Genomic DNA, 21,488 nt, shown 5'->3' on the forward strand with positions numbered 1-21,488 from the left:
TCGTTCACCGTAGGACCCGATTTCGAAGAACCTCCCACCGATCTTAAGCCGGCGCTTCGCGTACTCCCGCGTTGATGGGTACGCTCAACGAGCTGTTCGACCCGGACCGGGTCGCCGTCGTCGGCGCCACCACCCGCGAGGGGGCCGTCGGCCGCGCCGTCACGTCGAATCTCCTCGACGACTTCGACGGCGACACGGTCCCCGTCAACCCGAACTACGACGAGGTGCTCGGCACGCCCTGCGTCGACGACGTCGCCGACGCGAACGCGGACGTCGCCGTGATCGTCGTGCCCCCCTCGATCGTGTTGGACGCCATCGAGGCGTGCGGCGAGGCGGGGGTCCGCAACGTCGTCGTGATAACCGCCGGGTTCGGCGAGACGGGAGAGGACGGAGCGGCGAGGGAGCGTCGCCTCGCGGAGCTAGCCGACGAGTACGACCTGAACCTCGTCGGCCCCAACAGCCTGGGGATCATGTCGACGCCCTCGGGCATGAACGCGACGTTCGGCCCCGAGAACGCGCTCCCCGGCGGGCTCTCCTTCATGAGCCAGTCCGGCGCGTTCGTCACCGCGGTCCTCGACTGGGCCAACGACAACGGGATCGGGTTCAAGGACGTGGTCTCGCTCGGCAACAAGGCGGTCTTAGACGAGACTGACTTCGTCGACCACTGGGGGGACGACGAGGAGACCGACGTGATCATCGGCTACCTGGAGGGGGTCGAGGACGGCCGCGAGTTCATCGAGACCGCCCGCGAGACCACCCAGGACACCCCCATCGTCGCCGTGAAGTCCGGCCGGACGAGCGCGGGCGCGCAGGCGGCCTCCTCGCACACCGGCACCCTCGCCGGCTCCGACAAGGCGTACGAGGCCGGCCTCGACCAGGCGGGCGTCATCCGCGCGGAGTCCGTCGACGAGCTGTTCGACTCGGCGGGCATCCTCGGGAGCCAGCCGCTGCCCGACACCGACAGCGTCGCGGTCGTCACCAACGCCGGCGGCCCCGGCGTGATGGCGACCGACGCGGTGGGCGACGCCGACCTCGACATGGCGTCGTTCACCCGCGAGACCAGCGACGCGCTCGCGGCGTCGATGCCCGAGGAGGCGAACATCCACAACCCGGTCGACGTGATCGGCGACGCGGACGTCGAGCGGTTCCGCGAGGCGCTGGAGATCACCGTCGAGGACGACAACGTCGGCGCCGCCCTCGTGCTGGCCGCGCCGACGGCGACGATCGACTTCGGCGACCTCGCGGACGCGATCGAGGCGGTCAGCGAGGAGATGGACGCGCCCGTCGCGGCCTGCCTGATGGGCGGCGACCGGACCCGCGAGCCCAAACAGCAGCTCCAGGCGAAGGGGATCCCCTGTTACTTCGACCCCGCGCGCGCCATCGACAGCCTCGCGACGCTCGCGCGCTACCGCGACATCAAGGCCCGCGAGTACGCGCCGCCCATGGAGTTCGACGTCGACCGCGAGCGCGCCCGCGAGATCCTCGCCACGGTGCGCGACCGCGACGACAACCGCCTCGGCGTCGAGGCGATGGACCTGCTCGACGCGTACGGCATCCCCACGCCCGACGGCGAGATCGTCGACTCGCCGGAGCGTGCCCGCGAGGTCGCCGAGCGCGTCGACGGCGACGTGGTGATGAAGATCGTCTCGCCGGACATCCTGCACAAGTCCGACATCGGCGGCGTCGCCGTCGGCGTCGCCGACGCGGACGTGGCCGACACCTACGAGGACCTCGTCACCCGCGCGCGCAACTACCAGCCGGACGCGACCGTCCTCGGCGTTCAGGTACAGGAGATGGTCGACCTAGACGACGGCGTCGAGACGATCGTCGGCATGAACCGCGACCCGCAGTTCGGCCCGCTGCTGATGTTCGGGCTCGGCGGCATCTTCGTGGAGGTGATGGAGGACACCACCTTCCGCGTCGCGCCCGTCTCCGAGCCCGAGGCCCGCGAGATGACCGAGGAGATCCAGTCGGCGCCGCTGCTGCGGGGCGCCCGCGGCCGCGACCCGGTCGACGTCGACGCCGTGATCGAGACGATCGGCCGGCTCTCGCAGCTGGTCACCGACTTCCCCGCCATCCTCGAACTCGACATCAACCCCCTCGTCGCACTGCCCGCCGACGACGGCGGCACGAACGCCGCCGCCGTCGACGTGAGACTCACCGTCGACCCGGAGGCACTCGACCCCGAAGCCACCGACCCGGAGGCACCCACCGATGACTGACACACCCACCACACTCGTCACCGCGACCGGAGACAGCGCCGGAAAGACAGCGATCACCGTCGCCTTAGCGCGGCTCGCGGCCGACCGCGACCGCAGCGTCGGCTACATGAAACCGAAGGGCACGCGGCTCCAGTCGAACGTCGGCAAGACGCTCGATCAGGACCCCATGCTCGCCCGCGAGGTGCTCGGCTTGGACGCGGAGATGCACCAGATGGAGCCCGTCGTCTACTCGCCGACGTTCGTCGAGGGCGCGGTCCGCGGCACCGAGGATCCCGACGCCCTGCGCGACCGGATCCGCGAGGAGTACGAGGGGATCGCCGCCGACAACGACCAGGTGTTCGTCGAGGGCGGCGGCAGCTGGACGACCGGCGGCGTCGTCGACCTCACCGACGTCGACGTCGCGGAGCTGCTCGACGCGCGGGTGGTGCTCGTCGCCGACTACGACTCGCCGAACGACCTCGACGAGGTGTTGGCGGCCGCCGACGCGTTCGGCGACCGCCTCGCCGGCGTCGTGTTCAACAAGGTGTCCGACGACGCCTTCGAGTCGCTCGACCAGGACGGGATCCCGTTCCTCGAATCGAAGGGCATCACCGTCTTCGGCGCGCTGCCGTACGAGAAGGAGCTCGCCGGCGTCACCGTCGGCGAGCTGGCCGACGAGCTGGGCGCCGAGCTGCTCACGGACGCGCCCACCGACGCGTTCGTCGAGCGCTTCCTCGTCGGCGCGATGGGCGGCGACGAGGCGCTGCGCTACTTCCGGCGCGCCCGCGACGCCGCGGTCATCACCGGCGGCGACCGCGCCGACGTCCAGACCGCGGCGCTCGACGCCTCCGGCGTCGCCTGCCTCGTCTTGACCGGCGGCCACCGCCCCTCGGGCGCGGTGCTGGGCAAGGCCGCGGACGCCGGCACGCCCGTCCTCGCCGTGAACACCGACACGGTCACGGCCATCGACCGCGCCGAGGAAGTCGTCCGCGGCGGCCGGACGCGCGACGTCCGCACCGTCGACCGGATGGCGGAGCTGCTCGGCGACCACGTCGACGTCGACGCGCTCGTCTGAGGACGGGCGCGTCTCTCCGACTCAGACCGCTCCGCGAGCCGCGATCGCTCGCGGCCCGTGAGCGTCTGACGTACTGTTTTCACGGTGGACGACGTACTCCGCCCATGACCAGTCTCTCGGAGGCGTACGGTGGACGGGGGCGCTCCGGGGTCGACCCGCGTCGGCTGTACCTCGGTGTGGGGTCGTTCGTCGTGGGCGCGCTGCTCGTCGTCGCGGGGATCCTCGTGGCGGCCGAGGTGGCGATGCCGTCGGGGTTCTCGTCCGGGACCGCCAGGGAGGTCGGCGGGATCCTCGGCGGCGTCGGCGTCCCGCTCGTGTTGCTCGGCGTGATGGCCGTTCTCCCGGCCGACCGCAACACCTACGCCGCGGCGGCCGTCGGCGCGGCCGTCATGTGTCTCGGCGTGGCCCTGTTCGCCCACGCGTACCCCCAGCAGTGGGTCGGCGGGCCGCGTCCGGAGCTGACCGACCTCACCCTCCCGACCGCGGGCGTCTACTTCCTCGGCGCTGCGACGACGCTGTGGAGCGTGTTCGTCGGCGTCGCCAACTTCAAGACCCGCAACGACCCCGGCGGCACCGTCTCGATGGAGGTGACCCACAAGGGGGAGACGAAGGTGGTCGAGGTCCCCCGCGATCAGCTGAACGGCCCCGGCGGCGTCGGCCTCCTCGGCGGCACCCCCGACGGCGAGGTCGAGACGCAGACGAACCGCCCCGACGACGCGGACCGACCGGCACGCGGCGCGTCCCGGCCGGCCGATCGAGACCCCGCCGGCGCGGCGGCCGGCACCGGAGCGACGAACGGGTCGGGAGCGACGGTCGCCCCCGGAGCGTCCGACCGCTCGGGCGACCGGTCGAACGGCCGCTCCGCCGCGGGCGACCGGTCGAACGGGACGGGACGGTCCGGGACGGGCCGGTCGGGCACGGGCGGCGCCACCGCCCCCGGCTCGGCGGGCGTGAGCGACGGCGGCAGCGCCGAGCCCGACATCAGCTCCCCGCTCGACGGCCCGGGGTCGGAGGAGCCGGCCTCGCCGTCGACCCCCTCGCCCGGCTCCCCCGCCGCGCGCGACGGCCCGGGAGACGCCTACTGCGGCAACTGCGAGAAGTTCGACTACGTCCGAACCGAGGACGGGATGCGCCCCTACTGCGCGCACTACGACGAGCTGATGGACGACATGGAGGCGTGCGACTCCTGGACGCCGCGGTAGGCGACGGACGCCCGTTCTTCTCTCCGCCTCACACCGGTTCCGCGGACGGGAGCTGCGACTCCGCGACCGCGAACGCGAGCGTGCTCAACACGCCGATGAGCGTGCCGGCCGCGAGCGCCATCGCCAGCTCCGAGAGGCCGAGCGCGGTCACGCCCGGCGCGTCCGGGAGGAAGAACCCGGAGACGGCGAACAGCACGACGGCGATGGACGCCACGTAGAACGGCGCGTTGAGGTAGCGCCACCGGAACCGACCGGCGAGGTACTCGTCGGTGATCTGCCCGAGGCTGGAGGTGACGCCCGCGACGCCGAGCCACTGGACGAACCCGTGGACGAACGCCGCGAGGGCGGTGCCGGCGGCGAGCGGGCTCCCCAGCGCGGTCCGGACGGCGTCGACGGTGTCGACCCCCTGGACGCCGCCGACGACGATCAGCGCGAGCGCGACGACGTAGGTGACGAGCGTCACGCGGCCGGTGTACAACACGTTGCGGACGCTCTCCGCGGCGCCGTCGACGCTCTCTTCGAGTCCCAGCCCGCGGAACAGCGAGTAGAGCCCAACCGCGCCCGAGAGGATCCCCAGCACGGCCGCGCCGGCGACGTCGAAGAGGTTCGCGACGACGACGAGCGGGTAGATGAGGAGGAGGACGCCGAGCGGGATGAGGATCGTCCCACGGGTCTCCGGGTCCGCGAGGACCTGCTTGATCGTGTAGTACAGCGACTCGAGGTCCTGCGCCTGGCGGACGATGACGCGGCGCATCCCGTCGATCGGCATCCGCGACCGGATCACGGGGAGGACGGACTCGTCTTGGGCGCCGTCGGTGATCACGACCGCCGACACCTCCTCGCCGGTCGACAGCTCGGCGAGCACGCGGTCGACCTCCTGGCCGACCGCGCGGTTCGCCTTCACGTCGGGGCCGTCGACGCCGGTGACGGCCGCGACCTCGACGGCCTCGCCCTCCGCGGCGAGCTCGTCGTGGACGTTGACGCCCTGGAAGAGGACGTTCACGTCGGAGTCCTCCGGGTCGGCGGTCGCGAGCGCGACCGCGGCCTCCGTGACGTCCTCGTCGCCGATGACGGGGGTGGGGATCCCCGTCTTGCGGCCGAGGTCGTCGTCGAGGTCGACACAGAGGACGAGCAGCATCGCTCGGGGCTACGCGGGGGGACGGCATATGTTTTCGGCTCGGCGCGCTCGCGTCAGCGAACCCGGTGACCGCGTCGGCCCGCGCGACCGCGTCTGCGTGCGTCGGCCCGCGCCGCCGCGTCCGTCAGTTCTCCTCGTTCGGCTCGTGTTCGATCCCGTTCATCATCCGGCGGACGTTCTCGCCGTCGCTGAACGCGGCCGGGTACGCCGCGAGCGGGAGGACGAAGTCGCTCCCGACGCCGACCGGCTCGCCGATGTGGAGCTCCAGTTCGGTGGTCACGCCCGTCCCCTCGATCTCCGCGTCGGCCGTGTACACGACGACCCCGGCGTCCGAGTCGAGGACCTCGGTCGAGTACTCCGAGCCGCGTTCGAGGTCACCGACGCCCTCGAAGCGGCTCAGGATGAGCTCGGCGCGCTCGCGGGTGCTGAACTCCGCGATCGGGTTGAGCGCCCGCCCGAGCACCTCGATCTGCGGCGTCGTCACCGCGGCGAAGACGGCGGCCTGGTAGCGCTCGCCGAACAGCTCGACGGCCTTGTCGTACTCGGCGACCGTGTTCGTCACGCGGACCTCGCGGGTCTGCCCGGCCGCCTCGACCTCCCGGGAGAGGGTCTCCTCCGAGACCTCGTTGAGCTCGTACCCGCTCTCCGAGAGCGTGGCGTCGGCGACCGTGGCCGTGCCGGCCGCGAACTCCGCCGGCCCCTCGCCGGTGGCGACCTCGAACGCGGTACAGCCGGCGAGGCTCGCGAGGCCGACCGCCCCGCCTGCCGCGAGCGCCCGGCGACGGGTGACGGCGGAGTTCGCGTCGCTGGTCTCGGCGTCGTGCTCGGCGGTCGGGTCTCGGTTCATGGCCGTCACTGACGGCGGTGGGGGGTACATACTTTGTGTTCCGGGCGGGTCGGAGCCGCCGCCCGCTCGATCGCCCCGCCACGCCGCCGTGACAACCGCTCTCGCCCGACTCCGCGCTTCGCACGCTTTTTCACGTCGCGGCCGGTAGAGGGGAGTAGATGATCTCCAAGGGCTGTGAACAGTGCGCCAAGGGCGGGAAGATGGTGCTTTTCGTCTACGGGTACTGCGACCAGCGGGACTGCTTCTACTGCCCCCTCGGAGAGAACCGGAAGAACGTCACCGACGTGTACGCCAACGAGCGGAAGGTCGAGTCGGACGCGGACGTGATCGAGGAGGCCAAGCGCATGAGCGCGCTCGGCACCTCGATCACCGGCGGCGAGCCGCAGGAGGCGATGGCGAAGACGACCCGGTACCTCGAACTCCTGAAAGACGAGTTCGGCGAGGACCACCACACCCACCTCTACACCGGGATCACGGGCGGCCGCGAGAACATGCGTCGCCTCTCGGAGGCGGGCCTCGACGAGATCCGCTTCCACCCGCCGCTGGAGATGTGGGGCGACATGCACGGCACCGAGTGGGAGGAGGTCCTCCACATCGCCCGCGAGGAGGGGCTCACCCCCGCCTTCGAGATCCCCGGTATCCGCGCGGAACCGGAGTTCTTAGAGTTCTTAGACGAGGGCGCCGCGGAGTTCTGTAACATCAACGAGTTCGAGATGTCCGACGGGAACTACCGCCGGATGCAGGAGGAGGGGTTCGAGCTCCAGGAGGGCCACATGTCCGCCGTCGAGGGGTCGAAGGACGACGCCATCCTCGAGGAGATGGCGAGCCACGAGAAGGTGTACTTCTGTACGTCGGTGTTCAAAGACGCCGCCCAGCACCGGAACCGCCTCAAGCGGATGGCGCGGAACATCCGCCGGGAGTTCGACGAGGTGACCGACGACGGGACCTTGGTCTACGGGAAGGCGTTCGCCGACCCCGAGCGGTTCGAGGCGCTCGGCGTCCCCGAGGAGTTCTACACCGTGAAATCGAACCACGTCGAGGTGGCGTGGTGGCTGCTCGAAGAGATGGTCGAGGACGGCGACCTCGACGAGGGCGAGATCGTCGAGCAGTACCCGACCGTCGACGGGACGGTCGTCGAGCGAACACCGGTCGCCTGAGCGGGCGGTCTTCGATTCTCGCGTCGGTTTCCTTCCTTCGTCACGTATAGCGACGGCGGTGGCGCGCGCCTGCGAGCGGCTGACAGGACGCAACAAGCCGCGCGAGTCCTCCCGGGTGGGGCTTTGGCGGTGTTGGCCGCCGATCCGTGGTCGAACACTCCGCCTGTGTCGTGTCACCTACTATCACAATTATATGTGATAAACACGTACGGTCGCGCATGGCCTCAGAAGAACCCGTATTCCCCGACGTGAGCATCGGACAGGCGGTGTACAACGAGGACGGGGAGCGGCTCGGCTCGATCCGCGGGGTCGACGACGACGGCTTTTACGTCGCGTCGCCGTCGGGGACGGACACGCTGACGCTCACCGACGCGCGCGACGTGTTCGGCACCGCGTACGTGATGTGGCGCTGCTGGGAGTGCGGCGAGATGGGCGAGATCGGCGACCAGCTCCCCGCGAACTGCCCGAGCTGCGACGCGCCCCGCGAGGAGCTGTACTACTGGGCCGAAGACTGAGCGGACGGCCGTGGGAAGCGACCTCGTTTCCCTGTCATCTACTTATAATTGATTGACCTCGTAGACAGTGCTGACACCCTCGAAGCCCCAGCCGCGAGGGCGCCGCACACTCGCTGCGCTCCTCAGTCGCTCACTCCGTTCGCTCCCTGCGGTGCTTACGTCGTCTGCGGCGCCCTCGCGACTGCCCCTTCGAGTCCCGCCCGGCACAGCGCCTCACGCCTCCCCAGCCTCGTCGCTGGCCCTCCGCTTCGCTCCGGGCCACCGACTCCCTCGCGCGTGCTGCTCGGCCGCAAGGCGACCTCGCAGGCACGCGCCGACCGTTTCGGCCGCTCACGAGCTCTCTTCTTCCTCCTCGAGGTCGTCCCCATCGTCGCCCACCTGCTCGCGGAGGCGCTCGACCTCCGCCTCCAGTTCGGCGATCCGGTCGGCGTCCGCCCCTCCGTTGTCGGAGCGCGTCGTGAGGTACACCACCGCGCCCGCGACGAGGACGAGCGGCACGCCGAAGAGGAGGACGGCGATGATCATGATGATTACCAGCTCCGGACCGCCGGGGACGCCGCCGAACGCGGGGACGAGAGAGACCATGTGCCGTCCACTCGACGGCGCGACTAAAGCGATCGGGGCGAGGAGTCAACGGCTCAGTCCGCGTCGACGAAGTCCGCGAGGTTCGCTTGGAGCCCGGCCGCGAGCGTCGACTTCCGGCGCAGGCGCCCCAGCGAGATGGGGAGGTGGTCGGCGACGCCGCGGACCGCCTCGCCGAACGTCTCGGCGGCCCCGAACTCGCCGTCGAAGGCGTTCCGGACGGCCTCGCGAACCTGCCAGACGCCGACCGGGCCCCAGTAGTCGTCGGAGACGTGCCGGAGGACGAGCGCCTTCGCCTGCCGGCCGCGGTCGTCGAGGTGTTCCAAGACGCCGAGCCGGGCGGCGTAGTAGGCGCCGGCCGTCTCCTCGACGTAGCCGGTCCGGCCCTCACGGCCTTCGCTGGCGGCCGCGAGGTACACCCCCGCCTCGGGGTCGGGGTTCCAGATCGAGCCGGGCGATTTCATCTCGACGAGCTCGTACTCCCAGCGGCCCGGGACCAAGATCACCCAGAAGGCGTTGCCGAGGTACTCGTTGCGGTGGACCTCGATCCGGTCGACGGTCGGGCTGTCGCGGATCGAGCCCCGGAGGAACTGGCCGACCGTGTCGTCGACGGCCGTGATCGACCAGCGCGTCGGGACGAGCCGGCGGTGCTCGCCGCGCCCCAGCGCGCCCGCCGAGAGGATCGTGTTGATCTCGTACACGTCGAACCCGCGGCGGTAGAGGTACGTCATCGCGCCCTCGGCGCGCCAGTCGTCGTCTTCGAGCGTCTTCTTCACCGGGCGCGGCACGTGCGGGTTCTCGCCGAGGTCGGCGCGCTGCGCCGCGGCGCGCGGCCCGGTCGGCGTCTTGATGTCCTCCGTCCCCACCTCGAAGTCGAGGTCCGGGCGGCCGTCGAGCCCGATCTCCACGTCGACCGGGCGGTCCGCGATCGCGACCTCGCGTTGGACGCCCAGCCAGCCGTCCCACGCGTCGTGGACGCTCTCGGCGGGGCCGCCGCCGCCTCCGACCGAGCCCGCCGCGCTCGTCGCGCCCGCGTCCGCGACGTCGACGCCGCGGGTCGAGTTGAGCAGGCTGGTCCGGCGGTCGAACACGTCCGCGATCGAGACCCCCTCGTCGTACCACGCCGCGGAGGTCTCGAACGCTTCCGCGCGCTCCTCGCGGCCGACCGGCGAGAGCAGGCCCGTCGAGACGTTCGGGTAGTCCGCGCGGCCGACGAAGATGGAGGGCGAGACGCTGCCGACCACGGCGTCGTCGGAGACGTGCTCGTCGAAGCGCCGCTCGAAGGAGTCGAGGTGATCGAGGATGCCGTAGTCCTTCTCGGCAGCGAGGCGCCGCCGCTCGGCGCGCTCGTTCGCCTCGAACTCGATGAACTCGTCGAGCCGCATCCGGATCGGTGTTGACGGCGCACCGGCTTGAACGTTTCCGGCGCGGGCGCCGTTCAGCACGGCAGAGAGCGGGAAGCGGAGAGAGACTACGGGATCGAGGCCGCCTAGCTGTGAATGCCCATCGCTTCGATCTGCTCTTGGTACCGGTTGCGGATGGTGACCTCGGTGACCTGCGCGACGTCGGCGACCTCGCGCTGGGTCTTCTTCTCGTTACAGAGCAGCGACGCGGCGTAGATGGCGGCGGCGGCGTAGCCGGTTGGCGACTTCCCGGAGAGGAGCCCCTGCTCGGCCGTCGTCTCGATGATCTCGTTGGCCTTCGACTGGACCTCCTCGGAGAGCTCCAGCTCCGAGGAGAAGCGCGGGACGTACTTCTTCGGGTCGACCGGCCGCATCTCTAAGCCGAGCTCCTGGGAGATGTAGCGGTACGTCCGGCCGATCTCCTTGCGGTCGACCCGCGAGACCTCCGAGATCTCCTCGAGGCTGCGGGGGATCCCCTCCTTGCGGCAGGCGGCGTACAGCGCGGCGGTGGAGACGCCCTCGATGGATCGCCCCCGAATGAGGTCCTCGTTCAGGGCCCGTCGGTAGATCACCGACGCCACCTCCCGGACCGAGCGCGGCACGCCGAGCGCGCTGGCCATCCGGTCGATCTCCGAGAGCGCGAACTGGAGGTTGCGCTCGCCCGCGTCCTTCGTCCGAATTCGCTCCTGCCACTTCCGTAAGCGGTGCATCTGCGACCGCTTCTTCGAGGAGATGGAGCGGCCGTAGGCGTCCTTGTCCTTCCAGTCGATGGTCGTCGTCAGCCCCTTGTCGTGCATCGTCTTCGTCGTCGGGGCGCCGACGCGCGACTTCTCCTGCCGCTCCGAGTGGTTGAACGCGCGCCACTCCGGGCCGGGATCGATCTGTTCGTCCTCGATGATCATCCCCGTCTCTTCGTGTATCAGCTCCCCGTCGGCCGTCCGGGTGAGATCCTCCGGATCGAAGTCCTCGGGGTCTAACTCGTCGACGTCCTCGATGTCTATCTCCGCTTCCTCGGCGTCTTCGTCCCCCACGCGCTGCCGGTCGTGATCCCGTTGCCGGGTGGGCCGTGTCATCGCATTTATATGCTATCCAATCCGTTTAACTTAAAAGTTCGTTACCGTGCGGGTGAGTGGCACGGACTTTCGCGGCGCTCGCTCGGTCGGGGCCGACCGTCGACGAGGGCCCTACCTCGGAACCGGTGGACGCGCCGCCCGCGTCGACGACGGCTCCGCCGTTCGACCCTCTCTCAGCCGGCGGACGGACAGCCCTTTGTCCGCCCGGCGCGGAACCCGGACGAATGCCGACCATCGACTGCGACCCGACGGTCGCGCGCGAGCGCCTCGCGGACGCCGGCGTCCCGATCGACGAGGGGAACACGCCCCACGAGCGGTGGCGGGCAGACCGCGACGGGGCCGTCGCGGTCGCGTACGACGACAAGGTCGTCGTCCAGGGGAGCGACCCCACCCGCCTGACCGCCCTGCTTCGCGACGGCGGCGGCCGCGCGCACGTCTACTTCGACGGGGCCTCCCGCGGGAACCCGGGCCCGGCCGCGGTCGGCTGGTGTCTGGTCACGTCCGACGGCGTCGTCGCCGAGGGCGGCGAGCGCATCGGCCGCGCGACGAACAACCAGGCCGAGTACGCGGCGCTGATCCGCGCGCTGGAGGCGGCCGACGAGTACGGATTCGACGCGGTCGACGTCCGCGGCGACTCCCAGCTGACGGTCAAGCAGGTCCGCGGCGAGTGGAACACCAACGACCCGGAGCTGCGCGAACGGCGGGTCCGCGTCCGGGAGCTGCTGGAGCGGTTCGACCGCTGGTCGATCGCCCACGTACCGCGAGAGATAAACGAGCGCGCCGACGACTTAGCGAACGAGGCACTCGATGACGCGAACTGACGACGACCCGCCCGAGTGGGCCAAGGAACGGGCGCGCGAGATGATGGCGGCGGGAGACGAGGAGGCGGCCGACGAGCCCGCGGACGCCGCGGAGTCCCCCGACCCCGACGACGAGCGCGTCCCGGACGTGCCGGTCGAGGCGGTCGAGGAGGCGGAGCGGCTCACGCGGCTCGCCCGCGAGGCCGAGTCCGCGGAGCCGACCCCGGAGATCGAGCAGGCGGCCGAGCAGTACCGTGAGCGGCGCGACGCTCTCGCGGCCGAGTACGGCTACACCGTGCGCGTCCGCGAGGAGGACGACGCGCTCGTGTTGTACCCCGACGAGTGGATGGACGAGGGGACGGTCCGGCTCGACCGCGTCGAGGACACCGACCGCGCGGTCGAGGTGTCGCTGTCCGGTCCCGGCGACGCCGACCGCTACCGGGAGGTGGCCGCGTACAACGAGGCGGTGGCCGCGGCGGTCGCCGAGCGCGAGGCCGCGGTCCACGCGCGCACCGCGGAGACGTTCGCGACGTTCATGAGCAACCACTACGTCCGCACGGTCGACGACGCCACCCCGGAGATGCGCGCCGAGTTCCGCGAGGAGTACCTGGTCCGGAACGGGTGGCCGACCGACGAGCAGCTCGACGCCGTCGACGAGTCGCTGTCCGTGATCGCGTCCGTCGCCGCCGACGTGGAGGTCGCCGACGTGGACTCGGCGTAGCGGTCGCTCGGCGGAAAAGAACGCGGCTTTCGCCGCGTCGTGTGCCAAAAGAGTCAGTTAGCGGTCGATGCCGGACGGCCCCGCGGGACGCGCTCGACTACTCCAGCAGCGCGCGGACCTCGTCCGCGCGCTCCTCGTCGGTGACGAACCGGTCGAGGACCCACTCTATCTGCCCGAGGACCACGTCGTGGCCCGCCTCGGTGAGCTCGTACTGGTTCGTCCGCTTGTCGAGTTCGCTCTTCTCGACGAGCCCGTCCTCGACGAGGTCGTCGAGGTTGGGGTACAGGCGGCCGTGGTTCACTTCGGAGCCGTAGTACGCCTCCAGCTCCCGCTTGATCGCGAGGCCGTACATCGGCTCCTCGGCCAGAATGGTCAGGATGTTCTGCTGGAACGCCGTGAGGTCGCTCGCCGCCCTCGATTCATCAGTGACTGTTTGTGCCTCTGACATGCTTACCGGAAAGGGACCCGAACTTATAATCTTTCTCAACATTCACTATCGTTGCGATGCGTAACCCCGAACCTACGTCCGAATAAGCCGGTATTGTGGGAGTTTCGGCGGACACCCGTGCGATCCGGCGGCGGAGCAGGTTCGACCGATCGATTCCGTTCGTACCGACTGTGCCGACGATCCGTCGGCCACAGCGTCGTTTCGGTTTGCGATCGAAACTCGGAGTTCGACGCCTAACGGGGTCGAACGAGCGCTGTGGGTTGACCGCTTCGAGCGTTGCGGCTCCACCGGCTCAGGCGATCCCGAAAGGACTTTGGCCGGCTTCGACCCATCTCCGGCCACATGGTCAACCTCTGGGAAGATCTCGAGACGGGACCGAACGCGCCGGACGAGATCTACGCCGTCGTCGAGTGTCTCAAAGGAGAACGCAACAAGTACGAGTACGACAAGGACGTCCCCGGCGTCGTCCTAGACCGCGTGCTCCACTCGAACGTCCACTACCCGTACGACTACGGCTTCATCCCGCAGTCGTACTACGACGACGAGGACCCCTTCGACGTGATGGTGCTCGTCGAGGACCAGACGTTCCCCGGCTGCGTCGTCGAGGCCCGCCCCGTCGCCCTGATGAAGATGGACGACGACGGCGAGCAGGACGACAAGGTGATCGCGGTGCCGACCGAGGACCCGCGGTTCGACCACATCGAGGACCTCGAGGACATCCCGCAGCAGACCCTCGACGAGATCGACGAGTTCTTCGCGACCTACAAGAACCTCGAGGCCGGCAAGGAGGTCGAAACGCTCGGCTGGGAGGATAAGGCCGCCGCGAAGGACGCGATCGAACACGCGCAGGACCTGTACGACGAGAACTTCGCGTAACGGTCGGATAACCGAGACGCATCCGCCGCCCGCGGCCGGATGCGTTATGCCTATGGGTAATTTTTAGGGCGTGAGTCGCGTATCGTCACGTAGAGCCATGAGCGCCACCACGCCCTCCGTCGGCATCGATCACCCGACGGTCGTTCCCGCGAACTTCGACCCGGACGACGACGCGGCCGACGCGGCGGCCGAGGAGGCCGCGGCGACCGACGACGCGTAGCCGACTTCTCAGACGCGTTCGACGACGGCGCCGAGCGGCGTCGCCTCGTCCCGAAGCGACGCGAACGCCTCGTCGACCCAGTCGACGACCGTCTCGTCCGTCGATTCGAGCACGCATCGCGGGTTGTTCCGCTCGTCGTACGCGGCCACGCACGCGACGTCGCCGCACCGGACGAGCCCGTACTCTATCGGCTCGGCGCTCACGTACACCGTCGCGTCGTCGTCGTTCAACGCGCGGTCGGTCGCCGGGCCGAACTCCGCGACCGACGCGTCCGCGACGCGACGGTCGATGATCAGTTCCACGTCCGCGCCGCCGTCCAGCGCCGCGGCCGCCGCGTCGTTGAACTGCTGGAGGACGACCGGGGAGACGGCCCGGATATCGGCGCCGCGGCTCTCGCGCAGGAGGTCCGTGAGCCGGTCGACCACCGCCAGGGGGTTCTGGTCGGACGCCACCGTGAGCTCGCTGTCTGGGATCCCCTCCGGCGGGAAGTCGACGCCGACGCGCTCGACGGCCTCGGCGAACCGCCCGTAGCGCTCGCCGCGTTCCACCTCGGTCAGGAGCGTTTCGTACGCGTCGTGAACGCGCACTCCGGTCGGCGTCACCCGGTAGTCGGCGTCGCGTTTCACGACCCAGTCCCGCTCGCGGAACCCCCCGAGGATCCGCTGAACCGTCGTTCGGGTCGCGTCGACCGCGTCGGTCAGCTCGGCCGGACGCCGCGGCTCCTCGCGCAGCGCCCGGAGTATCGCGACCCGAACGGGCGAGCCGGCGAGGTACTGTGCGCCGTCGTGTCCCTCCTCGGCCGTCATCGTACGATCCGTGTGTACGGGTACCGCCGTGTTAACCGTACCGCGTCGCGGCGCCGGTCGCCGCGACCGGCGCGCTCCCGTCGCTCAGTCCCGGTAGCGGAACGACACGACGGTCCCGACGGTGTCCTCGCCGGCGATACGCTCCGTGGTCACGGTCACGGCCGCGAGCGCGTCCGCGCCGAGCGCCTCCTCTATCACGGCCCGGAGCGCGTCGGGGTCGGCGCCCTCCTCGATCACCGGCACGCGGACCTGTCGGCGGTTCACCGCGACGTCGCCGAGGTCGTACTCCGTGTGCTCGAACGCCGCCCGGATCGCTGCTTCGATGTCGGTCATAGCATCCCGACCTCCGCGCGCGGCGGTGAAAAAACGCGGTCCTTGGTCGCCATTTCGGTGACGACCGTTCGTTGCTGCCTTTCGGTGTGTTGTGGGCGTTTTACACCCTTCTAACGCTGTCTCAATTTAATACTAATTTTAAACGCTTCAAATATGAGTATTATTCAACCGCAGAACAATTTAAATATTTAATAAGCCTGACACTTTCTAAATATGCACGAAAGTGTAGCGGAGTACGTGGCAGAGAACCCGAAAATGGCCGGCGTCCTGTTCACCGCGCTGCTGCTGTTAACGCAGGCGGCGCCTGCGGCGGCGAACATGGCTGCATCTAACCCTGGACCCTAAAATTCAATTCGTCACTCCAAACCAGCTGACCCGACTTGAAAACGGGCGCAGTCTCTAAATCTAAGAATTTCGAAAGTTCTTCAGTACTCACCGCTTGGTAGTCTAGCTTCACCGGAATGTAATGGTTTGAGTCATCTGTGGCCAGGTTTAGTGTTGTGAGGGTTCCATTCCCGTATGGACCGTTTGGAAGCATATCTGCAGATACTTCCCAATCCCCGGAACTCTCTCTTTTAAGATTAATAACAACCGCAGACCCACTCCGACTCTGACAGATCGTCGTCCCACCGTCACCCACAACGATGTACTGGTGGCCGGTGATCAGTTCGCGCTTCGCCACGTGAAGCGCGGTGCGGAGGTTGAACCCGCTGTTCATCAGGCGGGCGATGATTCGCCCGAGCGTCGTCGCGGGCGAGTTCGCCACGTCGGAGAGCGTGACGATGCCGCCGCGCGAGCCGCGGTGGACCAGGGCCTCGCCCTGCCGGTAGGACTGGCAGGCGTTGAGCAGGAAGGCGCTGACGCCGATCTCGAGGTCCTCGTCGGTCAGATCGAGGTATCCCTCGGCGCACTGCATCCCGCGGTCGTCGACGTGACCGATGTAGTGGAGGAAGTCCACGTCGGATTCGAGGGTCTCGCGCATCTCCGCGCGCGTGAGGTCGTGGCGCACCTCGATGTCGAACTGGACCATGTCGCGGAGCCCGTACAGGTCGGCGACGTTCCCCTCCTCGCGCATCTGCTCGTCGTTGCAGACGACGAGGACCGAGATCCGGGACTGCTCGACCTGGCCCGCTTCGAGCCGGCGGTGGTACGCGTCGAGCGTCGCCTTGTTCGCGTCGAGCGGGACGCCGTCGCCGACCCACGCGTGCTCGACGGTGTCGACCGGCTCCGGCCGGACGAAGTCGGTCTGGGCGGCGACGGCGCCGCGCTCCGCGGAGGCGTCCGCGCCGCGGGTGGCCGCCGCGCTCGCGCCGCCGCGCACGAACTCGTCGTCTCCGAGGCCGCCGCCGCCGGCCGGGACCTCCCGCCTCGTCGCCCGCGCGAAACTCCGGTCCGGGCCGCCCAGGAAGCCGACGCCGGCCCCGCCGTCGTCCTCCACCGGCGTGACGGTCTCCGGCGAGCGGACGATGGACAGCTCGCCCGCGACGAACGGGAGCATCTCCACGTTCCCGGGGTCGGGGCGCACGTCCGTCGTCAGGGTCCACTGCGGCAGCTCGGGCTCGACGTCCGCGAACGGCACGTCGAGGTACTCGCCGAGCCGCTCCGCGAGCGGGAGGTCGTACAGCCGCCCCCAGTCGAGGTCGAGGTCGGTCGTCTCGCGCTCGTGGAGGTCGACCGGGTAAAAGCCCTCCGTGCGGGCGAGACAGTCCATATGGAACGACTGCCTGAGCACCTGCGCGGTCCGCGCCTCGAAGCCGGGTTCGAGCGGGTACGTCCACCCGTCGCCCTCGATTCGGGGGTCGTCGCCGGGCACCACGTCGGCCGCGAAGTAGTACGCCAGCGAGACGACGGGGTAGAGGTAGCGGTACTCGGGCGGAACGACGATCCGGACGCCGCTGTCGACGGGCTCGACCCGCTCGGGGACGCGGAACTCGTCGCCCGGCTCGATCAGCGGGGGATGCCCCCGCAGGGTGGGGAACGACCGCTCGGGGCTGGTCGTCTGGAGCGCGGAGCCGAGCAGCGAGACGGCGTCCATCAGCGACTCGGGGTCGGTGGGCGTGGTGATCGTCCCCGCCGGCGTCTGGTGGAGCGACCGGAAGCCGAGCCCGACGGTCCCCGGCGCGTCGAGGTCGATCCGGGTGGTCCGGTCGGTCGTGGAGACGGAGAAGCCGGCGTCGAAGGTGAGGTACAGCTTCGTCGGCGCCGGGTTGATCCCGACGTGGTAGGTCCCGTCGGGCATCGTGTAACAGTCGCCGTGCGTGAGCAGCGTCCCGTCGCCGGCGCGCGTCTCGACGACGGCGACCCGAGGGATCTCGATCGACCCGGTCTCGATCGCGACGCTGGCGTCGACCGGGAAGTAGTGGTCCGACTCCGGGCGCCGTCGCGGCTCGACCGGCCGGTCGGTGTACACCTCGAACTGGGTGTTCTCGATGTGGTCCGTGACGGTGATCCCGTCGGCCTCGCGCAGCGGGTCGATGTCGATGCTCATGGGGGCTCCGCGGCCGCCGTTCGGGCGGACGGGGACGGACGCCGCGGGGGTTGGTACCGTCTGATTGGGCGAAAGCGGCGATAAAGCTTGTGTCGGTCGGATCGCCGCGGACCGAACGGATAAAGTCCCGCCCGCCCCACCTCCGCGTAATGATAACGCTGGGAACGGCCCGCGCCTCCCCGGGCGAGACGGACACGGGCCGTCTCGAGGTGGGAGAGATGCGGGACGGCAGCCCTGTCCGGCTGCCGGTCGCCGCGATCAACGGCGCGGCCGACGGGCCGACGCTGTACGTCCAGGCGGTGAGCGACGGCGACGAATTGAACGGGCTCGGCGTCGTCAACCGCGTCGTCCCGCGGCTCGACCCGGCCGAGCTGTCGGGGTCGGTCCTCGTCGTCGGCATCGTGAACCACTTCGCGTTCCAGGCGGCGGAACACCGGAACCCGGTCGACGACCGGAAGATGAACCGCGGCTACCCCGGCGACGCCGACGGGACGACGAGCGAGCGGATCGCCCACGAGACGTTCCAGGTCGCCAAGCGCGCCGACTACATCCTCGACCTCCACCAGGGGTCGACGAGCCGGATGATAAACGAGACGCGCGTCCGCTGCGGCGTCCGCCACCGCCTCCACGGCGACTGCTTGGAGCTCGCGAAGGCGTTCGGCTGCGGCCACGTCCTCGACATCAAGGGCCCGGACGGCCAGCTCGCCCGGGCCGGCCCGGAGCACGGGATCCCCACCGTCGACCCCGAGCTCGGCGGCTGCGTCGGCTGGGACGAGGAGTCGATCCGGTACGGCGTCGAGGGCGTGTTCAACGTGCTCCGCCACTACGGGTTCCTCGACGGCAACGCCGCCCTCGACTCGCAGACGCGCGCCCGCGGCTTCGACCAGTACGGTTCGCCCGCCGGCGGTCTCGTCCGCTTCGAGTGCGAGCTCGGCGAGCGCGTCTCGGCCGGCGACGTCCTCTTCGAGGTGACCGACACCTTCGGCGCCTTGGAGGGCCGCGTCACCGCCGACACGGACGGGATCTTCTGGCGGACCCGCCGCCTCCCGCAGGTGGCCGCCGGCGAGTACGTCTGCTCGGTCGGCACCAACGTCGACGAGTACTGATGGGTTCTCCCGACGGACCGAGCGGGGGAGTGCGCGCCCTCCGCTGTCCCGAGTGCGGCGAGACGTACCGCGACCGCTGGCGCTGCCGGTGCGGCGCCCCCCTCGACTTCGCCGAGCCACCGGTTCCGGACGGTCCCGCGCCCGACCCCGAGTCGTTCGACGCGCGCGACGGCCTGTGGGCGTTCGCCGACCTGCTCGCCGTCTGCGACGACCCCGCTGACCGGGTGACGCTCGGCGAGGGCCTGACGCCGCTCGTCGACGCCGACGACGACAGCGGAGCCGCGGCGAACGCGGACGGCGACGCCGCGCCGTGGAACGCCTCGTTCAAGCTGGAGTACGTCTTCCCGACCGGCTCGTTCAAGGACCGCGGCGCGACGACGACGCTGACGCGGGCCCGCGAGCTGGGCGTCGATCGCGTCGTCGAGGACTCCTCCGGCAACGCCGGCGCCGCGGTCGCGACCTACGCCGCCCGCGCCGGCATCGACGCCGAGATATACGTCCCCGCCGACGCGAAGGAGTCGAAGCTCGCGGCGATCCGCCGCGCCGGCGCCGAGCCGGTCCGGATCGAGGGGAGCCGGCGGGACGTGACCGAGGCATGCGTCGCGACGCTCGACGGGGGCGGAGACGACCCCGCGGGCGACGGCGGGGCCCCGGCCGCCGACGGTGACGACGACCCCGCCTGGTACGCCAGCCACGCCTGGAACCCGGCGTTCTTCGAGGGGACCGCCACCGTCGCGTACGAGATCGCGTACCAGCGCGGCTGGGACGCCCCCGACGCGGTCGTGACGCCGCTCGGCCACGGCACGCTCTTCCTCGGCGCCTACCGCGGGTTCCAGCGGCTCGAACGCGCCGGCTGGACCGACTCCGTCCCCCGGCTCTACGGCGCGCAGGCGGCCGGCGTCGCGCCGATCGTCCGGGCGCTCCACGGCCCGGACGCGGCCGACCCGGAAGGCGCCGTCAACGACGCGGCCGACGGGATCCAGATCGCGGAGCCGGTCCGCGACCGCGAGATCCTGGCGGCCGTCGACGCGACGGACGGCGACGCGGTTGCCGTCACCGAGGCGGCCGCGGCCCGCGAACTCGACCGCCTCCACGCCGCCGGGTTCTACACGGAGCCGACCTGCGCGGTCGCGCCCGCCGCGCTGCGGACCCTTCGCGACCGCGGCGAGATCGGTCCGGACGAGGACGTGGTCGTGCCGCTGACCGGAAGCGGGCTGAAGGGCTGAGGCGGGCGGCGCGGTCGGCGCCGACCCGCCCCACCGTCACCACTATTCAGCCGGCGCCCGTCGCCGTCGGTATGGAGGTGCTCGTCTACGGCGCCGGCGCGCTCGGGAGCCTCGTGGGCGGGCTGCTGGCGCGCGAACACGACGTGACGCTCGTCGGCCGCGACCCGCACATGCGGACGATCCGGGAGGACGGCCTCCGGATCGACGGCGCGGTCGACGCCCGCGTCACCCCTCGCGCGCTCACCGAGGGGCGACACCGCGCCGCCGACCTCGCCCTCGTCACGACGAAGGCGTACGACACCGATGCGGCCGCCCGGGCGCTCGCGACCGGCGAGTACGACGCGGTCTGCTCGCTCCAGAACGGGCTCACCGAGGAGCGGCTGGTCGCCGCGCTCGACGCGACGGTCCTCGCCGGCACCGCGACCTACGGCGCCCGGTTCGCGGAGCCGGGCCGGGTCACCTGTACCGGCGTCGGCGAAGTAGTGGTCGGCGCGCTCTCCGGGGGCCCGAGCCCGGCGGCCGCGCGGGTCGGCGCCGCCTTCGAGGCGGCCGGGATCGAGGCGGTCGCCGCCGAGGACATGCCGGTCCGCCGCTTCGAGAAGCTCGCGGTCAACGCCGGGATCAACGGCCCCTCCGCACTCGCGCGGACCGAGAACGGGCCGACGCTGGACGGGCCGGCGGGCGAGGTCGCCCGCGAGGCCGCCCGCGAGACGGCCGCGACGGCCCGGGCGGTCGGGGTCGACCTCGCCGACGACCGGGCGGTCGCGGCCGTCGAGCGCGTCGCCGACGACACCGCCGCGAACCGGTCGTCGATGTGCGAGGACGTGGCGAACGGCCGCCGGACCGAGGTCGACGCCGTCTACGGGGCGATCGCCGACCGAGCGGAGCGTCGCGCCGTGGCGGTTCCGACGTGCCGGACCGTCGGGTCGCTGATCCGCGGCTGGGAGGCGGCGCGGGGGCTCCGGCAGGGGTAGACGAACCGCGAAAAGGACCAGTTCGGGCGGCGTCCGCTGCCGCTACGCGCTCAACACCACTCCTCGAGGACGGTCGCGTCGGTCTCGTCGACCGACACCCACGCGTCCTCCCGCGAGACGTCCGCGATGACGAGCTCCGGCCGCGACGACGAGGAGTCGATGGACGCCATCACGTCCGGCGCCTCGGCGGCGTCGAGCGCCGGGTCCGTCGGCAGGGCCGTCCGACGGCGGTCGGGGTCCGGGTCGTCCCAAGGAGTGGAACTCCGTGACATGGTTGTGAATAGTTCACAGTACGTA

General features: G+C 70.5%; 22 protein-coding genes. 12 read left to right on the plus strand and 10 right to left on the minus strand.

Features of this window, described 5'->3' with window-relative positions:
• The first annotated feature begins 74 nt into the window (after positions 1-74).
• From DVK06_RS14415 to DVK06_RS14425, 3 genes are all read left to right on the plus strand, one after another.
• Positions 75-2,222 (plus strand): acetate--CoA ligase family protein, encoded by a 2,148-nt coding sequence (locus DVK06_RS14415; RefSeq protein WP_121600796.1) that lies wholly within the window; start codon positions 75-77, stop codon positions 2,220-2,222.
• Entirely contained in the window at positions 2,215-3,276 is a 1,062-nt protein-coding gene (locus DVK06_RS14420; RefSeq protein ID WP_053771927.1) for a phosphotransacetylase family protein, read from the plus strand. Before DVK06_RS14415 ends, DVK06_RS14420 begins: the two co-directional genes overlap by 8 nt.
• A 104-nt stretch (positions 3,277-3,380) precedes the next feature.
• Entirely contained in the window at positions 3,381-4,478 is a 1,098-nt protein-coding gene (locus DVK06_RS14425; protein ID WP_121600797.1) for a hypothetical protein, read from the plus strand.
• 28 nt (positions 4,479-4,506) lie between these two features.
• Here the strand turns inward: DVK06_RS14425 and DVK06_RS14430 are convergent, their stop codons facing one another.
• Together DVK06_RS14430 and DVK06_RS14435 are read right to left on the minus strand one after the other, a co-directional pair.
• The gene (locus tag DVK06_RS14430) at positions 4,507-5,616 is read right to left on the minus strand and encodes a DUF373 family protein (protein ID WP_121600798.1); all 1,110 of its coding nucleotides are present in this window, start codon (positions 5,614-5,616) and stop codon (positions 4,507-4,509) included.
• A gap of 124 nt (positions 5,617-5,740) precedes the next feature.
• The gene (locus DVK06_RS14435; protein ID WP_121600799.1) at positions 5,741-6,463 is read right to left on the minus strand and encodes a DUF6517 family protein; all 723 of its coding nucleotides are present in this window, start codon (positions 6,461-6,463) and stop codon (positions 5,741-5,743) included.
• 158 nt (positions 6,464-6,621) lie between these two features.
• Between DVK06_RS14435 and DVK06_RS14440 the strand changes: the two genes are divergently transcribed.
• Together DVK06_RS14440 and DVK06_RS14445 are read left to right on the plus strand one after the other, a co-directional pair.
• Positions 6,622-7,620, plus strand: a complete 999-nt coding sequence (locus DVK06_RS14440) for a radical SAM protein (RefSeq protein WP_121600800.1) — start codon at positions 6,622-6,624, stop codon at positions 7,618-7,620.
• A 218-nt stretch (positions 7,621-7,838) separates the two neighbouring features.
• A complete protein-coding gene (locus DVK06_RS14445) occupies positions 7,839-8,135 on the plus strand; it encodes a rubredoxin-like domain-containing protein (RefSeq protein WP_121600801.1) in 297 nt (98 codons plus the stop codon).
• Positions 8,136-8,465: 330 nt separating this feature from the next.
• Here the strand turns inward: DVK06_RS14445 and DVK06_RS14450 are convergent, their stop codons facing one another.
• From DVK06_RS14450 to DVK06_RS14460, 3 genes are all read right to left on the minus strand, one after another.
• Positions 8,466-8,720: a preprotein translocase subunit TatA gene (locus tag DVK06_RS14450; RefSeq protein WP_121600802.1), complete on the minus strand. Its 255-nt coding sequence runs from the start codon at positions 8,718-8,720 to the stop codon at positions 8,466-8,468.
• A 53-nt stretch (positions 8,721-8,773) separates the two neighbouring features.
• Positions 8,774-10,102, minus strand: a complete 1,329-nt coding sequence (nreA, locus tag DVK06_RS14455; RefSeq protein WP_121600803.1) for a DNA repair protein NreA — start codon at positions 10,100-10,102, stop codon at positions 8,774-8,776.
• 104 nt (positions 10,103-10,206) lie between these two features.
• Positions 10,207-11,193, minus strand: coding sequence for a transcription initiation factor IIB family protein (locus DVK06_RS14460; RefSeq protein WP_121561476.1), 987 nt, complete (start codon positions 11,191-11,193; stop codon positions 10,207-10,209).
• 224 nt (positions 11,194-11,417) lie between these two features.
• On the opposite strand from DVK06_RS14460, the gene rnhA reads away from it, so the two are divergent.
• On the plus strand, positions 11,418-12,014 hold the full coding sequence (gene rnhA, locus DVK06_RS14465) for a ribonuclease HI (RefSeq protein WP_121600804.1): 597 nt from the start codon (positions 11,418-11,420) through the stop codon (positions 12,012-12,014).
• Complete coding sequence (locus tag DVK06_RS14470) at positions 12,001-12,714, plus strand: hypothetical protein (RefSeq protein ID WP_121600805.1); 714 nt, start codon at positions 12,001-12,003, stop codon at positions 12,712-12,714. The genes rnhA and DVK06_RS14470 overlap by 14 nt, the downstream gene beginning before the upstream one ends.
• A gap of 97 nt (positions 12,715-12,811) precedes the next feature.
• Here the strand turns inward: DVK06_RS14470 and DVK06_RS14475 are convergent, their stop codons facing one another.
• Complete coding sequence (locus DVK06_RS14475) at positions 12,812-13,162, minus strand: PadR family transcriptional regulator (protein ID WP_121600806.1); 351 nt, start codon at positions 13,160-13,162, stop codon at positions 12,812-12,814.
• A gap of 342 nt (positions 13,163-13,504) precedes the next feature.
• Between DVK06_RS14475 and DVK06_RS14480 the strand changes: the two genes are divergently transcribed.
• The gene (locus tag DVK06_RS14480) at positions 13,505-14,038 is read left to right on the plus strand and encodes an inorganic diphosphatase (protein WP_121600807.1); all 534 of its coding nucleotides are present in this window, start codon (positions 13,505-13,507) and stop codon (positions 14,036-14,038) included.
• Between the two features lie 97 nt (positions 14,039-14,135).
• Complete coding sequence (locus DVK06_RS19625) at positions 14,136-14,258, plus strand: hypothetical protein (protein ID WP_255410379.1); 123 nt, start codon at positions 14,136-14,138, stop codon at positions 14,256-14,258.
• 8 nt (positions 14,259-14,266) lie between these two features.
• Here DVK06_RS19625 and DVK06_RS14485 read toward each other — a convergent pair whose 3' ends face one another.
• From DVK06_RS14485 to DVK06_RS14495, 3 genes are all read right to left on the minus strand, one after another.
• Positions 14,267-15,064, minus strand: a complete 798-nt coding sequence (locus tag DVK06_RS14485; protein WP_121600808.1) for a winged helix-turn-helix domain-containing protein — start codon at positions 15,062-15,064, stop codon at positions 14,267-14,269.
• Positions 15,065-15,148: 84 nt separating this feature from the next.
• A complete protein-coding gene (locus tag DVK06_RS14490; protein WP_121600809.1) occupies positions 15,149-15,397 on the minus strand; it encodes a hypothetical protein in 249 nt (82 codons plus the stop codon).
• A 328-nt stretch (positions 15,398-15,725) separates the two neighbouring features.
• Positions 15,726-17,885, minus strand: coding sequence for a caspase family protein (locus DVK06_RS14495; protein WP_121600810.1), 2,160 nt, complete (start codon positions 17,883-17,885; stop codon positions 15,726-15,728).
• Between the two features lie 149 nt (positions 17,886-18,034).
• Here DVK06_RS14495 and DVK06_RS14500 point away from each other — a divergent pair, with 149 nt between their 5' ends.
• From DVK06_RS14500 to DVK06_RS14510, 3 genes are all read left to right on the plus strand, one after another.
• On the plus strand, positions 18,035-18,991 hold the full coding sequence (locus tag DVK06_RS14500) for a succinylglutamate desuccinylase/aspartoacylase family protein (RefSeq protein WP_121600811.1): 957 nt from the start codon (positions 18,035-18,037) through the stop codon (positions 18,989-18,991).
• Positions 18,991-20,217 carry a pyridoxal-phosphate dependent enzyme gene (locus tag DVK06_RS14505; protein ID WP_121600812.1) on the plus strand — a complete coding sequence of 409 codons (1,227 nt, stop codon included), beginning with the start codon at positions 18,991-18,993 and terminating at the stop codon, positions 20,215-20,217. Before DVK06_RS14500 ends, DVK06_RS14505 begins: the two co-directional genes overlap by 1 nt.
• Before the next feature lie 71 nt (positions 20,218-20,288).
• A complete protein-coding gene (locus tag DVK06_RS14510) occupies positions 20,289-21,191 on the plus strand; it encodes a ketopantoate reductase family protein (protein ID WP_121600813.1) in 903 nt (300 codons plus the stop codon).
• 50 nt (positions 21,192-21,241) lie between these two features.
• Here the strand turns inward: DVK06_RS14510 and DVK06_RS14515 are convergent, their stop codons facing one another.
• Entirely contained in the window at positions 21,242-21,463 is a 222-nt protein-coding gene (locus DVK06_RS14515) for a hypothetical protein (RefSeq protein ID WP_053771909.1), read from the minus strand.
• Positions 21,464-21,488 lie beyond the last annotated feature (25 nt).

Source organism: Halorubrum sp. Atlit-28R, from assembly GCF_003665955.1.
Taxonomy (GTDB): domain Archaea; phylum Halobacteriota; class Halobacteria; order Halobacteriales; family Haloferacaceae; genus Halorubrum; species Halorubrum tropicale.